19 protein-coding genes are annotated in these 18,815 nt (G+C 61.4%); 5 read left to right on the top strand and 14 right to left on the bottom strand.

What is annotated here, in order from left to right:
- Positions 1–120: 120 nt before the first annotated feature.
- Both I7X09_RS28100 and I7X09_RS28095 read left to right on the top strand, forming a co-directional pair.
- The gene (locus tag I7X09_RS28100; protein WP_200314760.1) at positions 121–3,102 is read left to right on the top strand and encodes an acyl-CoA synthetase; all 2,982 of its coding nucleotides are present in this window, start codon (positions 121–123) and stop codon (positions 3,100–3,102) included.
- Positions 3,103–3,141: 39 nt separating this feature from the next.
- Positions 3,142–3,348 carry a Trm112 family protein gene (locus I7X09_RS28095; RefSeq protein WP_003944045.1) on the top strand — a complete coding sequence of 69 codons (207 nt, stop codon included), beginning with the start codon at positions 3,142–3,144 and terminating at the stop codon, positions 3,346–3,348.
- On the opposite strand, the gene I7X09_RS28090 is transcribed toward I7X09_RS28095, so the two are convergent.
- Genes I7X09_RS28090 through I7X09_RS28080 form a run of 3 tightly spaced genes read right to left on the bottom strand, consistent with a single transcriptional unit; the run spans position 3,345 to position 5,445 of the window.
- Positions 3,345–3,962 (bottom strand): TetR/AcrR family transcriptional regulator, encoded by a 618-nt coding sequence (locus tag I7X09_RS28090; protein WP_200314758.1) that lies wholly within the window; start codon positions 3,960–3,962, stop codon positions 3,345–3,347. The two genes, I7X09_RS28095 and I7X09_RS28090, sit on opposite strands and share 4 nt — an antisense overlap.
- Positions 3,959–4,714 carry an ABC transporter permease gene (locus I7X09_RS28085; RefSeq protein ID WP_003944033.1) on the bottom strand — a complete coding sequence of 252 codons (756 nt, stop codon included), beginning with the start codon at positions 4,712–4,714 and terminating at the stop codon, positions 3,959–3,961. The genes I7X09_RS28090 and I7X09_RS28085 overlap by 4 nt, the downstream gene beginning before the upstream one ends.
- Positions 4,711–5,445: an ABC transporter ATP-binding protein gene (locus I7X09_RS28080; RefSeq protein ID WP_200314756.1), complete on the bottom strand. Its 735-nt coding sequence runs from the start codon at positions 5,443–5,445 to the stop codon at positions 4,711–4,713. Before I7X09_RS28080 ends, I7X09_RS28085 begins: the two co-directional genes overlap by 4 nt.
- An 86-nt stretch (positions 5,446–5,531) precedes the next feature.
- On the opposite strand from I7X09_RS28080, the gene I7X09_RS28075 reads away from it, so the two are divergent.
- Positions 5,532–6,140: a DNA-3-methyladenine glycosylase gene (locus I7X09_RS28075; RefSeq protein ID WP_200314754.1), complete on the top strand. Its 609-nt coding sequence runs from the start codon at positions 5,532–5,534 to the stop codon at positions 6,138–6,140.
- Positions 6,141–6,159: 19 nt separating this feature from the next.
- Entirely contained in the window at positions 6,160–7,437 is a 1,278-nt protein-coding gene (gene tyrS, locus I7X09_RS28070) for a tyrosine--tRNA ligase (protein ID WP_166812426.1), read from the top strand.
- 1,136 nt (positions 7,438–8,573) lie between these two features.
- On the opposite strand, the gene murA is transcribed toward tyrS, so the two are convergent.
- Entirely contained in the window at positions 8,574–9,833 is a 1,260-nt protein-coding gene (murA, locus tag I7X09_RS28065) for a UDP-N-acetylglucosamine 1-carboxyvinyltransferase (RefSeq protein ID WP_095971611.1), read from the bottom strand.
- Between the two features lie 54 nt (positions 9,834–9,887).
- Here murA and I7X09_RS28060 point away from each other — a divergent pair, with 54 nt between their 5' ends.
- Complete coding sequence (locus tag I7X09_RS28060) at positions 9,888–10,460, top strand: cob(I)yrinic acid a,c-diamide adenosyltransferase (RefSeq protein ID WP_095971610.1); 573 nt, start codon at positions 9,888–9,890, stop codon at positions 10,458–10,460.
- 10 nt (positions 10,461–10,470) lie between these two features.
- On the opposite strand, the gene I7X09_RS28055 is transcribed toward I7X09_RS28060, so the two are convergent.
- From I7X09_RS28055 to I7X09_RS28010, 10 genes are all read right to left on the bottom strand, one after another.
- Entirely contained in the window at positions 10,471–10,893 is a 423-nt protein-coding gene (locus I7X09_RS28055; RefSeq protein ID WP_166812995.1) for a DUF2550 domain-containing protein, read from the bottom strand.
- A 49-nt stretch (positions 10,894–10,942) separates the two neighbouring features.
- On the bottom strand, positions 10,943–11,311 hold the full coding sequence (locus I7X09_RS28050) for a F0F1 ATP synthase subunit epsilon (RefSeq protein WP_003941287.1): 369 nt from the start codon (positions 11,309–11,311) through the stop codon (positions 10,943–10,945).
- Positions 11,312–11,317: 6 nt separating this feature from the next.
- Complete coding sequence (atpD, locus tag I7X09_RS28045; RefSeq protein WP_003941349.1) at positions 11,318–12,769, bottom strand: F0F1 ATP synthase subunit beta; 1,452 nt, start codon at positions 12,767–12,769, stop codon at positions 11,318–11,320.
- Between the two features lie 3 nt (positions 12,770–12,772).
- Positions 12,773–13,756 (bottom strand): F0F1 ATP synthase subunit gamma, encoded by a 984-nt coding sequence (locus I7X09_RS28040; protein ID WP_003941320.1) that lies wholly within the window; start codon positions 13,754–13,756, stop codon positions 12,773–12,775.
- A gap of 48 nt (positions 13,757–13,804) precedes the next feature.
- On the bottom strand, positions 13,805–15,448 hold the full coding sequence (gene atpA, locus I7X09_RS28035) for a F0F1 ATP synthase subunit alpha (RefSeq protein ID WP_007726218.1): 1,644 nt from the start codon (positions 15,446–15,448) through the stop codon (positions 13,805–13,807).
- Positions 15,449–15,510: 62 nt separating this feature from the next.
- Positions 15,511–16,335: a F0F1 ATP synthase subunit delta gene (locus I7X09_RS28030; protein WP_003941304.1), complete on the bottom strand. Its 825-nt coding sequence runs from the start codon at positions 16,333–16,335 to the stop codon at positions 15,511–15,513.
- Between the two features lie 5 nt (positions 16,336–16,340).
- Positions 16,341–16,901 carry a F0F1 ATP synthase subunit B gene (locus I7X09_RS28025; protein ID WP_003941337.1) on the bottom strand — a complete coding sequence of 187 codons (561 nt, stop codon included), beginning with the start codon at positions 16,899–16,901 and terminating at the stop codon, positions 16,341–16,343.
- 7 nt (positions 16,902–16,908) lie between these two features.
- Positions 16,909–17,151 (bottom strand): ATP synthase F0 subunit C, encoded by a 243-nt coding sequence (locus I7X09_RS28020; RefSeq protein WP_003941327.1) that lies wholly within the window; start codon positions 17,149–17,151, stop codon positions 16,909–16,911.
- Positions 17,152–17,234: 83 nt separating this feature from the next.
- Positions 17,235–18,062: a F0F1 ATP synthase subunit A gene (atpB, locus tag I7X09_RS28015; protein WP_003941403.1), complete on the bottom strand. Its 828-nt coding sequence runs from the start codon at positions 18,060–18,062 to the stop codon at positions 17,235–17,237.
- Positions 18,063–18,342: 280 nt separating this feature from the next.
- Positions 18,343–18,813, bottom strand: coding sequence for a glycine zipper family protein (locus tag I7X09_RS28010; RefSeq protein WP_019749175.1), 471 nt, complete (start codon positions 18,811–18,813; stop codon positions 18,343–18,345).
- Positions 18,814–18,815: the final 2 nt, after the last annotated feature.

Raw genomic sequence — 18,815 nt, 5'->3', positions numbered from 1 at the left:
CGTACGCGGTCAGGGAGCAGAATTTGCTCCCTGACCGCGTACGCGTATTCGTCGTCAGTAGGCTTGTTGCGCGCGGGAAAAATGAGACTGACGTCACATGGTGAGAAACTTGGGAGTGAAATGGTGGGATTGAATTCCAAGTCTGTGCTGGGCCCGATTCGTCGGGTGGTTGCGACAGCACAAAACGGCCTCGAGGTCGTCCGGTTGGGTGGGCTGGAAACGGATGCGACCACATCGCCGTTCGAGATCGTCGAGCGCGCAGCGATGTACCGGCTCCGCCGCTACTTCCCGGACAGTGATCCGGAAACCGTCGGTGCACCGATCGTGCTGATCCCGCCGATGATGATGTCGGCGAACGTGTACGACGTGACCCGAGACCAGGGTGCTGTGGGAATTCTGCACGAGATGGGCCTGGACCCCTGGGTAGTCGATTTCGGTTCGCCCGACTCCGAAGAGGGCGGTTGGGATCGCAATCTCGCCGATCACATCATCGCTCTCAGTGACATCATCGACCACATTCACCGTCACACCGGTAAAGATGTTCACATCTCCGGCTATTCGCAGGGTGGCATGTTCGCCTATCAAGCTGCCGCGTATCGGCGTAGTCGAAACATCGCCAGCGTCATCACCTTCGGCAGTCCGGTCGACACGCTCGCCGCGCTGCCCTTCGGTATCCCGGCCGGATTGGCCACCAAGGGTGCGGATTTCCTCGCCGATCACGTCTTCAATCGCCTGGCGGTCACCGGGTGGATGGCTCGCACCGGGTTCCAGTTGCTCGATCCCGTGAAGACGCTGAAGATGCGCGTCGACTTCCTGTTGCAACTGCACGACCGTGAGGCTTTGCTTCCGCGAGAACAACAGCGACGCTTCCTCGCGACCGAGGGTTGGGTCGCGTGGTCTGGGCCCGCGGTTGCCGAACTGCTCAAGCAGTTCATCGTGCACAACCGAATGATGACCGGTGGTTTTGTCATCAAGGATCAATTGGTCTCGCTTGCCGAGATCACCTGCCCCATCCTGGCATTCGTCGGCGAGGTCGACGACATCGGTCAACCCCAGGCGGTCCGTGGGATCAGTCAGGCAGCGCCGCGGGCAATGGTCTACGAATCTACCTTGCGCGCAGGTCATTTCGGATTGGTTGTCGGTTCCACCGCGGCCAATCACACCTGGCCGACCACCGGTGAATTCGTACAGTGGACCGAGACGGGTGGGCCTCTTCCGGACCGTGTCGCGAACATGGTCTACGGCGCCGACCTCGAAGACCAGACCGGTGTGTCGATCAGCAATCGGATCATCCACACCGTCGCCTCGGTCGCCGAAGTAGGAGCAGGAGTCACCAAGGGAATCAGTGACCTTGCCGCCGGTGCCTTGCGCGGCACTTTCGAATTGTCCGGCGAAGCGGCACGAGCATTGCCGCGTTTGGCACGGCTCAACCAAATTCAGCCGCACACCAAGATCTCGCTGAGCCAATTGCTCGCGGAGCAGCGTCGAAAGGCGCCGAACGGAGAGTGCTTCCTCTTCGACAATCGTGTGCACACCTATGAAGCGGTCAACGCCCGCATCGACAATGTCGTGCGTGGATTGATCTCCGTGGGAGTGCGTCCGGCAGCACATGTCGGTGTCCTGATGGAGACCCGTCCCAGCGCGCTCGCTGCCATCGCGGCCTTGTCGCGCCTTGGCGCCGTTGCCGTCATGCTTCCGCCGGGGTCCGACATCTCGGCGGCGGTCAAGCTGGGATCGGTTGATCGGATCATCACCGATCCGGAGAACGTCGACGCTGCGGTGGTCACCGGTAGGCCGGTCTTGGTGCTCGGCGGCGGCGATGCCCGCGGCCTCGAGGTGGATCCGTCACACGACGTGATCGATCTCGAACAAATCGATCCGACGAAGGTCAATCTGCCCGGGTGGTACCGACCGGATCCCGGTGTCGCCCGTGAACTCGCCTTCATCATCTTTGCGGAATCCGGCGGCGTTCTCGAAGCCAAGCAGATCACCAACTACCGTTGGGCACTGTCGGCCTTCGGCACGGCCACGGCGGCAGATCTCGATCGTGGCGACACCGTGTACTGCCTTGCACCGCTCCATCATTCGTCGAGTTTGCTCGCGACCATCGGCGGCGCCATGGCCGGTGGGTCACGGATCGCGCTCTCGCGCGGACTGAATCCGGCACGATTCGTCGAGGAGATCCACCGCTACGGCGTGACTGTCGTGAGTTACACGTGGTCGATGATGCGCGAGATCCTCGACGAGGATCTTCTTCTCATCGACGGCAGCCATCCGGTCCGACTGTTCATCGGTTCGGGAATGCCGCACGGTCTGTGGAAGCGGACCACGGAGGCGTTCGACCCCGCGCAGGTGCTCGAGTTCTATGCGTCGACCGAAGGTGACGTGATTCTCGCCAACGTCGCCGGCTCCAAGGTCGGCTCCAAGGGTCGACCGCTGCCGGGTAGCGCGCAGGTGCGGTTGGCGGCCTACGACCCGCTCAGCGGTCGGCTTCTCGAAAACGGTAACGGATTTGTCCGTGAGTGCGCCGACGACGAGGTGGGATTACTGCTCGGGCGTGCCGGATTCACCGCTGATCTCTCGGGCGGTGCCATGCGAGGTCTCTTCCAGGCCGGTGATTCCTGGATTCCGACCGAGAATCTCTTCCGCCGGGACGGCGACGGCGACTACTGGTTGATCGATCACAAGAACACGGTGATCTCCACGCTCCGCGGACCCGTGTTCACCCAGCCGATCGTGGACGCGCTGTCGAGTGTGGCGCGAGTAGATCTCGCCGTCGCGTACGGCATCGGCGACGCACCACATCAGCTGGCGGTCGCTGCCGTGACATGGCGTCCGGGACGCCAGTTCCGCTCTGCCGAACTGGCAGAGGCACTCTCGCGCATCGCTTTTGATGCTCGTCCGGACATCGTGCACGTGGTGGACGAGATCCCGGTGGGTTCGTCGTACCGTCCGAGTTCGACTGCATTGGCAGCCGCCGGTCTGCCGGCGCCAGGACCACGGACCTGGTTCCTCGATTCCGAGACGCAGTCGTACAAGCGGCTGACCAAGGCAATTGCTGCCCAGTTGATGCCGACGAGAGTGGGTACCGGAGCACGGTAGCCTGAGAACATTCTGTTTGATCGGTTCGAGAGGACTCACGTGGCTATTGATTCGACGTTGCTCAGCATTCTGGCCTGCCCCCAGGACAAAGGCCCGCTGTTGCTGGTCGGGGACGAGTTGCTCTACAACCCGCGCCTGCGGCGTGCGTACCCGATCGAGAACGGCATTCCCGTTCTGTTGATAGACGAGGCACGCGACGTGGCGGACGACGAGCACGAGAAGCTGCTCGCACGGGCCGAAGGTTAGATCGGTAATTCACCGGTCAGGTACCGCTGGAGGTTCGGAGCCACCAGCGGTACCAACGCGTCCACGCTCAACGATGCGAGTGGTTCGAGTCCGAGCACGTATCGCGTGACCAGCAGCCCGGCCATCTGAGAGGCCACCAGTTCCGCTCTGATCAGGCCGGTGCCTGTCGGTGTGTCCACCCGCGGAATGATGTCGCGCAAGACGACATCGAGCAGAAAGCTCTGAATCAGTTGTGATCCGTCGCCGGAAATGGCCGATCGAAATGCTGCCAGAATCGCCGGCTTATGTTCCGATTCCCACAGCCCCGTCACTGCCCTGAGTAGGTTTTCGCCGAGATCTTCGGTCGGGGAGGCGTGAACCGGTCCCAATACCTGCGCTGGATCGATCGGTAGCGCGATCGCAGCGGTGAACAACTGCTCCTTGCTTCCGAAATGGTGATGAATCATGGCCGGATCGACGTCAGCGGCCGCGGCTATCGATCGGACGGTTGTTCGCCGAAAGCCGTTCTGGGAGAACGCTCGTCGCGCAGACTCGAGGATCTGCGCACGAGTCTCCGATTTGCCTGGTCGACGGCCGGAACGAATCGGTGCGGGGGCGGTGTCGTTGTCGGTCATGGCGTTCGGCGATCGAGTGTTGCCGCGGCCAGCGAGAGCGCTGCGGCGGCAAAGCCCGCCATGACGGCGAGATCACGCCACATCTGGCCCGTCGCGTCGGCATGCATCGACACTTGCTGAAGTGCGTCGACGGCGTAGCTCAAGGGAAGAACATTGCTGATCCATTCGAGCCAGGTCGGCAGTTGGTCGCGCGGTACGAGGAGTCCGCAAAGGAAGAGCTGCGGAACCACCACTACAGGCATGAACTGCACCGCTTGGAATTCGGTCTTCGCGAACGCACTGGCCAACAGACCGAGAGCAACGCCGAGGATCGCGCCGAGAACTGCAATCACGATGACCCACGCAAGACTGCCCGCGATGGTGAGCCCGAGAAATCCGAAAGCTACAGCGCACGCGAGAGCTGCCTGAGCGGCGGCCGAGAGCGAAAATGCCGCACCGTATCCGGCAAGAAGATCGAGCTTGCCCATCGGAGTGGTGAGCAGACGTTCGAGTGTTCCCGAACTGCGTTCGCGCTGCATGGCGATGGACGTGACCAGGAACATGACGACAAATGGCAAGATTCCCAACATCGTGATCGCGACCCGTTGGAAGAGGGAAACCTGGCCGGGCGGAGTCGGGACGTCTTGGTAGAGGAAATACAGCAAAATCATCAGCAACGACGGGACCAACAAGATCATGGCGACGGTGCGGTGGTCCTGGCGGAGCTGAAGCAGAATTCGAACGGTGGTTGCACCGAAGATCCTGATGCTCATGATATTTCGCCTCCGACGGGTGAGGTTCGAATCAGTTCGAGGAAGGCGTCCTCGAGGCGTTCACATCTGGTTTTCGCGCGGAGGTCGTCGGGGGAGAGTTGTGCGAGGAGATGGCCGTCGCGCATGAGAATGAGTTCGGCGCAGTGATCGGCCTCGTCCATGACGTGGCTGGAGACCAACAGGGTGGTTCCGCTGCGAGCGAGGTCGGCAAATCGTTCCCACAATTCGACGCGAAGCACCGGATCGAGACCGACGGTCGGTTCGTCGAGGATCAACACATCAGGTGACGCCACCAAGGCGCATGCCAGCGAAACTCGACCGCGTTGACCTCCGGACAGATCGGCGGCGGTCTGATCGGCGTATCGGCGCAAACCGACGGCGTCGACCGCTGCTGCGACGTCTGCGCTGGATTTGCCGTACAGAGCGCCGAAGTACTGGACGTTTCGAGTAACCGTCAGGTCGCCGTACACGCTGGGGGATTGGGTGACATACCCGACCCGACGGCGAAGAGCAACGGACCCGGCGAGATCCCCCAGGACTCTGACCTCACCACTTTCGACGATCTGGGTTCCGACTATCGCGCGCATGAGGGTTGTCTTGCCGCAGCCGGACGGGCCGAGCAGTCCGGTGATCGATCCTGACGAAACCTGCAGGTCGAGTGAGTGGAGAACTTCGCGCTTGCCGCGAATGACTCGTAGTCCGCGGATGTCTATTGCCGGCGTTGTGGTCACGGTGCGCCTCGTTTCAATAATTCATCACTTGTTGAATTATGCGACTCGACTGACCGAAGAGTCAACGGCGTGGGCACAATCGAGGGGTGAGTATCGAGACCTTGGAAAATGTGGAGAACCCGTTGGAAGCGGGCCTGACAATTCTCGGCTCGACCCTGATCGTCGACGACATTTCGCTGAGGATTGTCGAGGTCGAGGCGTACGGAGGGGAGAAGGACGGGCCCTGGCCGGATCCGGCAGCACATTCGTATCGGGGGCGAACGCCGCGGAACAGCGTGATGTTCGGGCGGGCGGGCCGTCTCTACGTCTACCGCAGTTACGGAATGCACTTGTGTATGAACATCTCGTACGGCCCGGACGGTGTCGCGGGCGGTGTTCTGCTCCGAGCCGCTGAAATCGAAGCGGGTCACGATGTGGTGTCTGCTCGGCGATCGCCGGATCGGCCATCTCACCAATGGGCCAGAGGACCAGGCAATCTCGGCGCTTCTGTTGCAATCACGCTGGCGGACAACGGGACAGACGTTTTCGACTCAGCCTCGCGGATTCGGCTCGAATTGAGGGAGCCCGAGGAATGGGTCAGCGGACCGCGAGTGGGGGTCGGTACCGCAGCGGAGGTTCCGTGGCGCCTCTGGATTCCGGACTCGCCGGCGGTGTCCGCGTATCGCCGAAGCCCGCGAGCACCGGCCATTTCGTGAAGATGGGATGATCGAGTCCGTGACTGAGAATATTCTCGACGAACTGACCTGGCGCGGGCTGATCGCCCAATCAACCGATCTCGACGCTTTGCGTAAGGATCTCGAGGCCGGACCGGTCACGCTGTATGCGGGATTCGACCCGACCGGACCGAGCTTGCACGCAGGCCACCTGGTTCCGCTTCTCGCGCTCAAGCGTTTTCAGCGTGCCGGCAACCGTCCGATCGTTCTGGCCGGCGGAGCAACGGGCTTGATCGGTGACCCCCGTGACGTCGGGGAACGGACGATGAACTCCGCCGATACTGTCGCTGACTGGGCGGGACGCATCCGTGGTCAGCTCGAACGATTCGTGGATTTCGACGATTCTCCGACGAGTGCGGTCATCGAGAACAACATGAACTGGACCGGCAAGATGTCGGCCATCGACTTCCTGCGTGACGTCGGCAAACACTTCTCCGTGAACGTCATGCTTGCGCGTGACACCGTGAAGCGTCGTCTCGAGTCGGACGGGATGTCGTACACCGAGTTCAGCTACATGCTGCTCCAAGCCAACGACTACCTGCACTTGCGACGCGATCTGGGTTGCACTCTGCAGGTCGGCGGGTCCGATCAGTGGGGCAACATCATCGCGGGCGTCGAACTCAACCGTCGTGTCGACGGCGAGAGTGTTCACGCAATGACCGTTCCGCTGGTGACCTCGGCCGATGGCAAGAAGTTCGGAAAGTCGACCGGTGGCGGCAGTCTGTGGCTCGACCCCGAGATGACCAGCCCGTACGCGTGGTACCAGTACTTCGTGAACACGGGCGACGCCGACGTGATCAAGTACCTGCGCTGGTTCACCTTCCTGACCGCAGACGAACTCGCGGAACTCGAGACGGCAACGGCGGAGCGCCCGCATGCGCGCGAAGCACAGAAGCGGTTGGCCGCCGAGATGACCACCTTGGTTCACGGAGAACACAACACCCGCGCCGTCGAGCTCGCCAGCCAGGCGTTGTTCGGCAAGGCGGAGCTGGCGGAACTCGACGAGTCGACGCTTGCTGCTGCGCTGAAGGAAGCGTCTGTCAGCGAACTGGCGCCGGGGGAGCCACGCACGATCATCGATCTGCTCGTGACAAGCGGCTTGTGTGAGAGCAAGGGAGCCGCTCGCCGTGCAGTGAAGGAGGGCGGCGCTTCGGTGAACAACCAGAAGGTCTCGACCGATGACTGGGAGCCGGCCGCATCCGATCTGCTTCACGGCAGCTGGTTGGTCGTCCGGCGCGGAAAGCGCAACTTCGCCGGCGTGAAAATACTTTCGAACTGACGTGTGTGGGGTCACAGTGCTCTCGCGGGGCTCCTGTGGTCGCTGGTGGCCCGCCTACGGGCGGGCTACCAGCGGATTTAACCTGACGAACATCCGCGACCTGCACGTTTGACGCTCAGTTTTCATTCGCGTAACTTTGTCCAAGTCAGAGCGACACGGACACCAACCCCGACCGACAGGCCGGGGACACGCGGTTGGACGAAGTCGGAGACAGTCAAGCTCAGCGGGAACTTGCTTCCCGTGAGCAAACAAGCTAAGATTGTAACCCTTGCCCCGGAGCTTTCAACCATGTTGAAGCGATGGTGTGTGCGTGTTCTTTGAGAACTCAACAGTGTGTCGATGAATGTCAGTGCCAAAATTATTTTGGTACTTCACATGTCGGATGATGTTCCGGGCCTTCGGGTTTCGGTTCTGATGTTCGGGGTGTGAGTATTTTTCGTCGGTGATTGTTCATTCTTCCGTCTGAATGGTTGCCGACACATTTTTTGCTAGTTGAGTTTTTTTGCTAGTGATTTGACTCTTTTTGTCTATGACTGATTAGCCGGCTAATCAGTCATAGACAAAAAGAGTCAAATCACTAGCAAAAAAACTCAACTAGCAAAAAATGTGTCGGCAACCATTCAGACGGAAGAATGAACAATCACCGACGAAAAATACTCACACCCCGAACATCAGAACCGAAACCCGAAGGCCCGGAACATCATCCGACATGTGAAGTACCAAATCAATTTTGGCACTGACATTCATCGACACACTGTTGAGTTCTCAAAGAACACGCACACACCATCACCACGACCCTATGGCCGCCGCTCCGGGGCAACTTTTCCAGCCTATCCCATCATGATCATCGGCGCAAACCGCTGAACATTCGGGGAAGAACTGGAGGTGAAGCGCAACCATACACGATGGAAACTACTTCGAAATTTGGTCAGGCACTTCGTACAACCTCGTGTCACTCGCCGTGAAGGCGGGAGTCGGTGTCCGTGTCGCTCTGACTTGGAATAAGTTACGCGAACCTTCAATCAATTCACAAATCGCCTGGTCACCACACCGATTTTGGCAGCCAACGCCAGGTCAGACAGTTTTGTCATTCCACCACCGACCATAAGACGCGAGTGTGACGCCGAGCACCGAGCTTATTCGGTGCCCACCCGCTCGATCACTCCCCCGAGTCCACGGAGGTTCTCGACAAAACGCGGGTAACCACGGTCGATGTGGAAGATGTCGTGGACTTCGGTGGTTCCGTCCGCGACCAACCCAGCAAGCACGAGCCCGGCGCCGGCTCGAATATCCGAGGACCACACCGGTGCACTCGACAGCACTGGAACTCCGCGGATCACAGCATGGTGACCGTCAGTACGAGCGTCGGCCCCAAGTCGGATCATTTCCTCGACAAATCGGAAACGCGATTCGAAAACGTTCTCGGTGATCATCGACGTGCCCTCCGCAACCGCAGCCAGACCGATTGCCATCGGCTGCAGGTCGGTCGGGAATCCGGGGTACGGCAATGTTGCGAAATTGACCGCTTTAGGTCGTTCGCGCTGGATGACACGGAAGCCGTCGACCTCGGGCGTCACCTCAGCGCCGGCTGTCCGAAGCTTGTCGAGGACCAGTCCGAGATGCTTGTGGTTCACCCCGCGGACACGGACGTCACCCCTGGTCATGGATGCAGCGACACCCCATGTCGCAGCAACGATCCGATCGCCGATGACACGGTGGGTAGTCGGTTCCAACTTGCGGACGCCTTGAATGGTGAGCGTCGAACTTCCGCCGCCCGATACCTTGGCGCCCATCTCGTTGAGCATGTTGCACAGATCCACGATCTCGGGCTCACGTGCAGCGTTGTCGATCACCGTTTCGCCACGGGCGAGCACAGCCGCCATCAAGATGTTCTCGGTTGCACCCACCGACGGGAAGACCAGGCGAATGTTCGCTCCGTGCAGGTCATCTGCCTCGGCAACGACACAACCGTGTTCGATTTCGCTACGCGCACCCAACAGCCGGAGTCCGGATTGGTGCATGTCGAGCGGTCTCGAGCCGATCGCATCGCCACCAGGAAGTGCGACAACAGCGCGTCGACAACGCGCGACCAGCGGACCGAGCACACACACCGAGGCGCGGAACTGTTTCACCGCATCGAAGTCAGCGTGATACTTCGGCTCGGCCGGCGTCGTGATCCGCACTTCGGAATCTTCGAGTTCGACTTCGCAGCCCAGACCTCGCAGAACGTCCGCCATCAGGGGTACGTCGAGAATGTCCGGGCAGTTGGTCACGACAGTGGTGCCTTCGGCCAACAGCGCCGCGGCCATCAGCTTCAGCACACTGTTCTTGGCCCCTCCCACCAGTACTTCACCTTCGAGGCGGTTACCCCCGGTCACAAGAAAGTGCTCACTCACGGTTCACAGCCTAGAGCCACAACCTCGTCGGCACCGCGCCGGTACCGTAGCCCTATGTCTGTTCACCTGACGAAGATCTACACCCGGACCGGCGACGACGGGACCACCGGCCTCAGCGATTTTTCGCGAGTCTCCAAGAACGATCCGCGTCTGGTCGCCTACGCGGATTGCGACGAGACCAACGCGGCGATCGGTGTGGCCGTTGCCCTCGGTACTCCCCCACCGAATCTGCTCGTGATGCTGCGACAGATCCAGAACGACCTTTTCGACGCAGGTGCCGACTTGTCCACCCCCGTGGTCGAGAACCCGAAGTACCCGCCGCTGCGAGTGACGCAGGCCTACATCGATCGACTCGAAGGATGGTGCGATGAGCTCAATGAGCAACTGGCACCGTTGAATTCGTTCATTCTGCCGGGCGGAACTGCCTTGGGCGCTCTGCTTCACGTAGCAAGAACCGTCTCGCGGCGTGCGGAGCGTGCGGCCTGGTCCGCCATCGATGCGAACCCGGAAGACACGAGCGTCCTCCCCGCGAAATACCTCAACAGATTGTCGGATCTGCTCTTCATCATGGGAAGAGTGGCAAACCCGGAAGGAGATGTGCTCTGGAAGCCCGGCGCCGGGGCTTGAGCGATACTGGTCAGGCGGTGCGACGCCTACGGGCGCGCCCGTCCGGCCGCGATTCGACCCAGGACAGGAACGCTGTCAATGCTCCACTGTCCAAGGCGATTTCGTAGGCCGACGATCCGTCGTTGACCTTGACCACGACGATGTCGTCGCTCATGATGTCGAATTCGGTACCCGAGGGAGAGCGACGGCTCTCGACCTCGACACCTTGACGATCAATCCTGGAGTCCGGGCCTGGCCGCAGACTCGACAGTTTGAAAAAGACGAATGTGCTTTCGCCGTAGCGAATGATCCCGTGCCGCCACCCGCTGTCCCCTGGGGATGGCAGAACACGAAGCAGTGCAGCGGTACCGCCGCGACGTAGAACGAGCAGACGATACAGAAAAGCCGCGACGAGAACCGCGAGCAGCACAACCAGAATGATCAACACAGTCATTCCGAATGTCACTGTTCGTCGGCTCCCGTCGCGGCTTTACTCGAGTAACTTACGCGCGCTCGACGGCCCGGAGCTGACCCTTGGCGACCGCAATCGCTTCGAGATCGCCCGAGTTCTCGGCCAAGACAGCCTTGGCTGCCTCGACGTCGATGTCCTGTGCCATGTCCGCGGACTCGGCAAGGATCGTCACCGTCGTCGCAGTGACGGAGAGGAACCCTCCGTGTACTGCAGCAACGATACGCTCGCCGTCGACCGAGGTGATCGACACGGTTCCGCCCTCGATCAGCTGACCGAGGACCGGCTCATGCCCAGGCATGATGCCGATTTCACCCTCGGTGGTCTGAGCGCTGACCAGCGTCGCCGAACCAGACCACAAGCGCTGCTCGACGGCAACGAGTTCTACGGTCATCTCAGCCATGGTGGACTACTTCCCGGCCATCTTCTTGGCTGCAGCCTCGACGTCGTCGAGTCCACCGCAGCTGTTGAATGCCTGCTCGGGCAGGTGATCGAACTCGCCCTTGCAGACGCGGTCGAAGGCTTCGATCGTGTCGCGGAGCGGCACGACGGAGCCGGGCTCACCGGTGAACTTCTCGGCGACGATGAAGTTCTGGCCGAGGAACTTCTGGATACGACGGGCGCGGCCGACGAGGACCTTGTCCTCTTCCTGAAGCTCGTCCATACCGAGGATGGCGATGATGTCCTGCAGTTCCTTGTACTTCTGCAGAATGCGCTTGACCTCGTTGGCAACGCGGAAGTGCTCGGCACCGACGATGCCGGGCTCCAGGATGCGGGAGGTCGAGCTCAGCGGATCCACAGCGGGGTAGATACCCATCTGCGAAATCGGGCGCGAGAGCTCGGTGGTGGCATCGAGGTGCGCGAACGTCGTAGCCGGCGCGGGGTCGGTGTAGTCGTCGGCGGGCACGTAAATAGCCTGCAGAGAGGTGATCGAGCGACCGCGGGTCGAGGTGATGCGCTCCTGGAGCTCACCCATCTCGTCCGCCAGCGTGGGCTGGTAGCCCACTGCCGAAGGCATACGGCCGAGGAGGGTGGAAACCTCGGAGCCTGCCTGCGTGAAGCGGAAGATGTTGTCGATGAACAGCAGAACGTCCTGGCCCTGAACGTCGCGGAAGTACTCCGCCATCGTCAGTGCGGACAGGGCGACGCGCATACGCGTTCCGGGCGGCTCGTCCATCTGGCCGAAGACAAGGGCGGTGTCCTGGAGGACGCCCATCTCTTCCATTTCCAGGTGGAGGTCGGTGCCCTCACGGGTACGCTCACCGACACCTGCGAACACCGAGGTGCCCGAGAACTCGCGAGCGATACGCGTGATCATTTCCTGGATCAGAACGGTCTTGCCGACGCCGGCGCCACCGAACAGGCCGATCTTTCCACCCTTGACGTACGGGGTGAGGAGGTCGATGACCTTGATGCCGGTCTCGAGGATCTCGGTCTTACCTTCGAGCTGATCGAAGGCTGGTGGCTTGCGGTGGATGCCCCACTGCTCGCCGTCACGGCCGAGGCCCGGGGTGTCGAGGCAATCGCCCAGTGCGTTGAACACGTGGCCCTTGACGACGTCACCGACGGGAACCGAGATCGGCTTGCCCGAGTCGGTCACTGCAGTGCCGCGGACGAGGCCGTCGGTGGGCTGCATGGAGACGGTGCGGACCAGGTTGTCACCGAGGTGCTGTGCAACCTCGAGCGTCAGCGTCTTGGCGACCGAAGGAAGCGTGATCTCGGCGTTCAGGGCGTTGAACAGTTCAGGAACAGCGCCACGCGGGAATTCAACGTCCACGACGGGACCGATGACCCGCACGACGCGGCCGGCTACGGCCGAAGCCGAACCTGCCCCGTTGTTTTCGGTTACTGCTGCGGTCATGTGCTAGTCACTTCCTGCGCTCGAGGCGAGCGCGTTGGCGCCGCCGACGATCTCGCTGATTTCCTGGGTGATCTGGGCCTGGCGAGCCTGGTTGGCCTGACGGCTCAACGTGTTCACCAGTTCGTTTGCGTTGTCCGTCGCGGCCTTCATGGCGGTACGACGGGCTGCCGACTCCGATGCCGCAGCATCGAGAAGCGACGAGAAGATACGAGTGCTGACGTACTTCGGGAGAAGAGCACCGAGAAGCTTCTCGGGCTCGGGCTCGAAGCTGAAGTCCGCGACGGGTCCATTGTCATGGTCGTCGTCGTGGCCGTTGGTCAGCATGTCGTCACCGAGTTCGATGCGCTCTTCCGACACGAAGACCTCGAGAGGAGCCATACGGCGAACCTCGGGAGTCTGCGTCAGCATCGACACGAAGCGGGTGTAGACGATATGGAGTTCGTCGACGCCCTCGATCGTGCCTTCACCGTTCGGAGCGGCAACCTGGTTACCCGAACCAGCCATGAACAGCTCCACCAGGTGGCGGCTGGCCTTCGCTGCATCCGAGTATCCCGGATCCTGCGAGAAGCCCGTCCACGCAGCACCGATGTCGCGGCCGCGGAACGTGTAGTAGCCGAGTCCCTTGGAACCGAGCACGTAGACGACCGGCTCCTTGCCCTCGCTGCGGAGGAGAGCCATGAGCTCTTCTGCCTGCTTGAGGACGTTGGAGTTGTAGCCACCACACATGCCGCGGTCACTGGTGACAACGAGCACCGCAGCCCGCTTGGGCTCCGGACGCTCGTTGAGCAACGGGTGATCGAGCGAAGCAGACGCACTCGCCAATTCGGTGAGTACCTTCGTGATCTCCTCGGCATACGGCTTGGACGCGGCGACGCGAATCTGAGCCTTGGTGATACGCGAAGTCGCGATCAGTTCCTGTGCCTTGGTGATCTTCTTGGTCGAGTTGACCGACTTGATACGAGACCGCAATTCGAGAATGCTCGCCATCGATCAATCACTCTCCCTTCGGAATTCGCAGTGTCATGGGCGCGTACGTCACTTGCTGACGGTCTTGCGCTTGACGTTGATCTGCTCGTTCGCGACCTCGTCGGCGCCCAAAGCGTCAGCCTCGGCCTCGTTCACGACCCGGCTTCCGTCGGATGCGATGAAGCCTTCCTTGAACTTGTTCGTTGCAGCGATCAGCTCAGCAGCGTTGTCGGCATCGAGTGCCTTACCGCCGTTGATGCTGGAGTAGACGCCAGCAGCCGAGTGCTTGAGGTCTTCGAGCAGTTCCTTCTCGAAGCGACGGACGTCGCCGATCGGAACGCTGTCGAAGATGCCTTCGCCGGCCAGGTAGATCGAGACGATCTGGTCCTCGACGGGGATCGGGCTGTACTGATCCTGCTTGAGCAGCTCGACCAGACGGGCACCGCGCTCGAGCTGAGCCTTGGAGGCAGCGTCGAGGTCGGATGCGAAGGCGGAGAACGCTTCGAGCTCACGGAACTGAGCCAGTTCCAGACGCAGCGAACCGGAAACCTTCTTCATGCCCTTGGTCTGTGCAGCGCCACCGACGCGGGAGACCGAGATACCGACGTTGATCGCGGGGCGAACGCCCTTGTTGAACAGGTCGGACTCGAGGAACACCTGACCGTCGGTGATGGAGATGACGTTGGTCGGGATGTAAGCCGAGACGTCGTTCGCCTTGGTCTCGATGATCGGCAGAGCCGTCAGCGAGCCACCGCCGAGTGCGTCGGACAGCTTCGCCGAGCGCTCCAGCAGACGGGAGTGCAAGTAGAAGACGTCACCGGGGTAAGCCTCGCGTCCCGGCGGACGACGCAGCAGCAGTGAGATGGCGCGGTACGCCTCTGCCTGCTTGGTCAGGTCGTCGAACACGACCAGAACGTGCTTGCCCTGGTACATCCAGTGCTGGCCGATGGCCGAGCCGGTGTACGGTGCGAGCCACTTGAAGCCTGCGGAATCAGATGCCGGAGCAGCAACGATGGTGGTGTACTCCATCGCGCCCTTCTCCTCGAGGGCAGCCTTGACGCCCGCGATGGTGGAACCCTTCTGACCGATGGCAACGTAGATGCAGCGCACCTGCTTGTTGACATCGCCGGAATCCCAGTTGGCCTTCTGGTTCAGGATGGCGTCGATGCAGACCGCGGTCTTGCCGGTCTTGCGGTCGCCGATGATGAGCTGGCGCTGGCCGCGGCCGATCGGGGTCATGGCGTCGATAGCCTTGATACCGGTCTGGAGCGGCTCTTCGACCGGCTGGCGCTCGAGCACCGAAGCGGCCTGGAGCTCGAGTGCACGGTTCTCGGTGCTCTCGATCTCGCCGAGACCGTCGATGGGCGCACCCAGCGGGTCGATGACGCGGCCGAGGAAAGCATCGCCGACGGGAACCGACAGAACGTCGCCCGTGCGCTTTACTTCCTGGCCTTCTTGAATGTTCTGGTAATCGCCAAGGATGACGGCACCGATTTCGGTGGCATCCAGGTTGAGCGCGACGCCGACGATTCCACCGGGGAACTCCAACAGCTCGTTGGACATAGCCGAAGGCAGGCCAGAGACGTGCGCAATGCCGTCACTGGTGTCGGTCACTGTGCCGACCTCCTCACGGGAGGCCTCCGGGGAGTAGCTCGCGGTGTAGTTGTCGATCGCGCTACGGATCTCGTCGGAGGAGATCGTCAGCTCCGCCATGTTTTTCCTGCTCTCGGTGTCTGGTCTTCGAAAAGATCTGGAGTATGTGTTCGGCTGAAGGACTACTTGAGGTTCTTCCGCAGTGCTGCGAGTCGACCCGCTGCGCTGCCGTCGATAACCTCGTCGCCCACCCGGACGACCAAGCCGCTGAGGAGTTCTGGATCGACCTCGACGTGTACTGCTACCGGCTTCCCGTAGGTGCGGGTAAGAGTGCTGGCCAAGCGATCCGACTGCTCCGAGCTCAACGCCGAGGCGCTGCGAACGTGAGCAACGGTGGTATCGCGCTGCGCTGCGGCAAGATTCGACAGCTGATCGAAAGTGTCTGCGGGTGCAGACTTCAACCGGCCGACGGCCTGTCCGGCGAGTGCCTCGGTGACCGCGGTGACCTTGCCGTAGAGCAAGCGAGAGAGGAACTCACGCTTGCGGGCTGCGGGAACCGACAGATCCGAGAGCGTCTGCTCCAGGCTGGGGTCCCCTGCCACGATGCGACCGAGACGGAAGAGCTCGTCCTCAACGGTGTCCAACTGGCTCTGATCGGCTGCGGCGCGGAGCAGAGCTTCGCGTCCGAGCAATTCGAGCGAGTTGACCAAGTCGCGGGCCGCAGACCAGTCCTGGCCTGCAGCTGCCTTCACGGTGGCGAGCGCCTCGGCGCCGACCTTTCCGGAGAACAACTGCTCTGCCAAAGCCTGGCGACCAGCGGCCGGTGCCGAAGCGTCAGCCAGCGCGCTGCGAAGAGCGCGCTGGCCGTCGAGTACCTCGACCACCGAGAAGAGCTCGGACCCAGCCTGAGCAGAAGCAGCAGTTGCGGCTCCTGCAGAGACGGCGCCCAGGGCACTGCTCAGCGCAGAACGAGTCTGCGCCAAGGCTTCACGGCTCGCTGCGTACATGTTGCTCACTTCCTGGCTGAATCAGCGCTGACGGTGTCGAGCTCGTTGAGGAAACGATCAACCGTTCCGGCGCGCTTCACGTCGTCGGCGAGGGACTCCCCGATGACCTTCTCGGCCAGGTCTACAGCGGTCTTGCCGAGATCCGAGCGGAGCTCAGCGACGATCTGCTGACGCTGGGCGACGAGCTGGCTGTGGCCTGCGGCCACGATGCGGTCGCTCTCGTCCTGCGCCTGAACCTTCATGTCAGCGATGATCTGCTGACCCTGGGTACGCGCTTCCTCACGGATCTGCGCTGCCTCGGTACGAGCTTCGGCGAGCTGCGCGCGGTACTGCTCGAGCGCTGCCGCTGCCTCTGCCTGTGCGTCTTCGGCTTTCTTGATGCCGCCCTCGATCTGCTCGGTGCGTTCGGCCAAGACCTTCTGGAACTTCGGAAGAACGAGCTTCCAGAAGACGAAACCGACTACTACGAGCGCGACCGCGGACCACACGATGTCGTATGTCTCGGGGATGAGGGGATTGTGTTCAGTCGTCCCCTCCGCCGCGAGAATTGCGATGGTGGCTGCCATGTCGGTCTTAGAAGATGAAGCCGGCGACGAGGCCGATCAGCGCGAGGGCCTCGGTGAATGCAATACCGAGGAACATGGTGGTACGAACCTGGCCGGCCATCTCGGGCTGGCGGACCATGCCTTCGATTGCCTTGCCCACAACGATGCCCACGCCGATGCCGGGGCCGATTGCTGCGAGGCCGTAGCCGATGGCTCCGTAGCCGCGCGACTTGGTCTCGACAACTTCCTGAGCGAGGTAAGCGATGCTCATGGTGTTCCATTCCCTTTCTGTTGACCTCCGCCGGATTCGGCAAGAGGCTCAGTTCTTGGTGTAGCTGGTGAGGAGGTAAAAGGTCAGTGCTCGTCGGCGTGGAGCGCCAGATCGATGTACACCGCGGTCAGCAGCGCGAACACGTAAGCCTGCAGGAAGATGACCAGCAGCTCGAAGAACGTGAATGCGATACCGGCGATGATCGACGGAACACCGAAGATCGCCTGGAATCCGCCGGACACGAAGAAGAAGTAGTTCGTCGCGCTGAAGAACAGCACCAGCAGGATGTGGCCGGCCAACATGTTGGCCATGAGACGAACCATCAGCGTGAACGGGCGCAGGATGAAGGTCGAGATGAACTCGATGGGCACCAACAGGAAGTGCAGGGGCAGCGGGACGCCGGGAACGACGATGCTGCTCTTGACGTACTTGAAGAAGCCGTACTTCTTGATTCCCACGTAGTTGAACACGATGTAGGCAAGCGCTGCGAGTACCAGCGGCATACCGATTCGCGCGTTCGGCGAGATGTTCAGGAAGGGAATGACGCTGGCCAGGTTGCTGGCGACCACGATGAAGAAGATCGTCGTGATGACCGGCAGGAAGCGCTTGCCCTGTTCCTTGCCCAGGATCTCCTCGGCGATATTGATCCGAACGAAGTCGAGCGCAAGCTCGGCTGCGTTCTGGAGTCCGCGGGGAACCAATCGAGGGCTGCGCATCGCGATCACGAAGAAGGCTGCGACCAGCACCGACATCAGCAGACGAATCAGCATCAGACGGTCGAGCTCGAAGGGGCCCGCGTGAATCAACACGGAGGGCGGGAAAAAATCGTCTAGTGACGGCGCATGGAATTCATCCGCGGCCAGGGTGGTGACGCTCAGCGTTCTCTCCCGTAGTCGGTCCGCAGCCATCATTGACTGCGGTTCGATCGGACATTGACGATCTACAAGTCGACAAGTTCGACTCGCGCATTCGTCAGCAGCTGGAGAACCCTTGAGGGACCTGGCGTCTGTCGGTGTCGGCGACTCTCGTCGACTCAGTGGTCAGAATTTCGACCACCTGCGAGCACATGGCATCGTCGGCTGAGTGTTACTCGGCCCACCATTGCTCTCGCTTGAACCGAACCTTATCAAGTCATCTACGACATTGTGTAGATGGGGTACCTGGAAGTCCGATTAGTTACCTCTTGTAGTACTACTCGTCGTCGTCGACGTTGCTGCTGGGAGTGGGATCGACGTACGGAGTTTTGGTTCCGAGAACGCCGTACGTCTCCGCACCGAGCACCACGACCAGCGACATGATGATGACCAGGACGAGGGCGGTCTTGTTGTAGAAATCCATGTCCGAGAGGACGAAGAGAACCACCATCGCGAGAATCATCTTGAGCAGCCACGTTCCGAGCAGAACTGCACCGGCCGTGAGCGCGGGCAGCTTTGCCGTCAGCAGTACGCCCAGCGCGGTGAACAGGATGAACCCGCCGCCGACGGCTGCGCCGATCAAAGCGCCGTAGACGCCTTCCTTGCCGGCGAACAGCCCGCCCAGGAGCGCGCCGACCACGGCCAGCGCGATCAGCCCCATCACACCCCACTTCACGGCCGACTTCATCGCGGCGGTCGAATCAGGGATTGGTTGCGAGGCAGGTACAGGCTGCGGCGTGTTCGTCACGA

Origin of the sequence: Rhodococcus sp. P-2 (assembly GCF_016598535.1) — a bacterium.
Classification (GTDB): domain Bacteria; phylum Actinomycetota; class Actinomycetes; order Mycobacteriales; family Mycobacteriaceae; genus Rhodococcus_F; species Rhodococcus_F baikonurensis.
The sequence above is the reverse complement of the archived record's forward strand: the minus strand, read 5'-3'. Positions and strand labels throughout refer to the sequence as shown.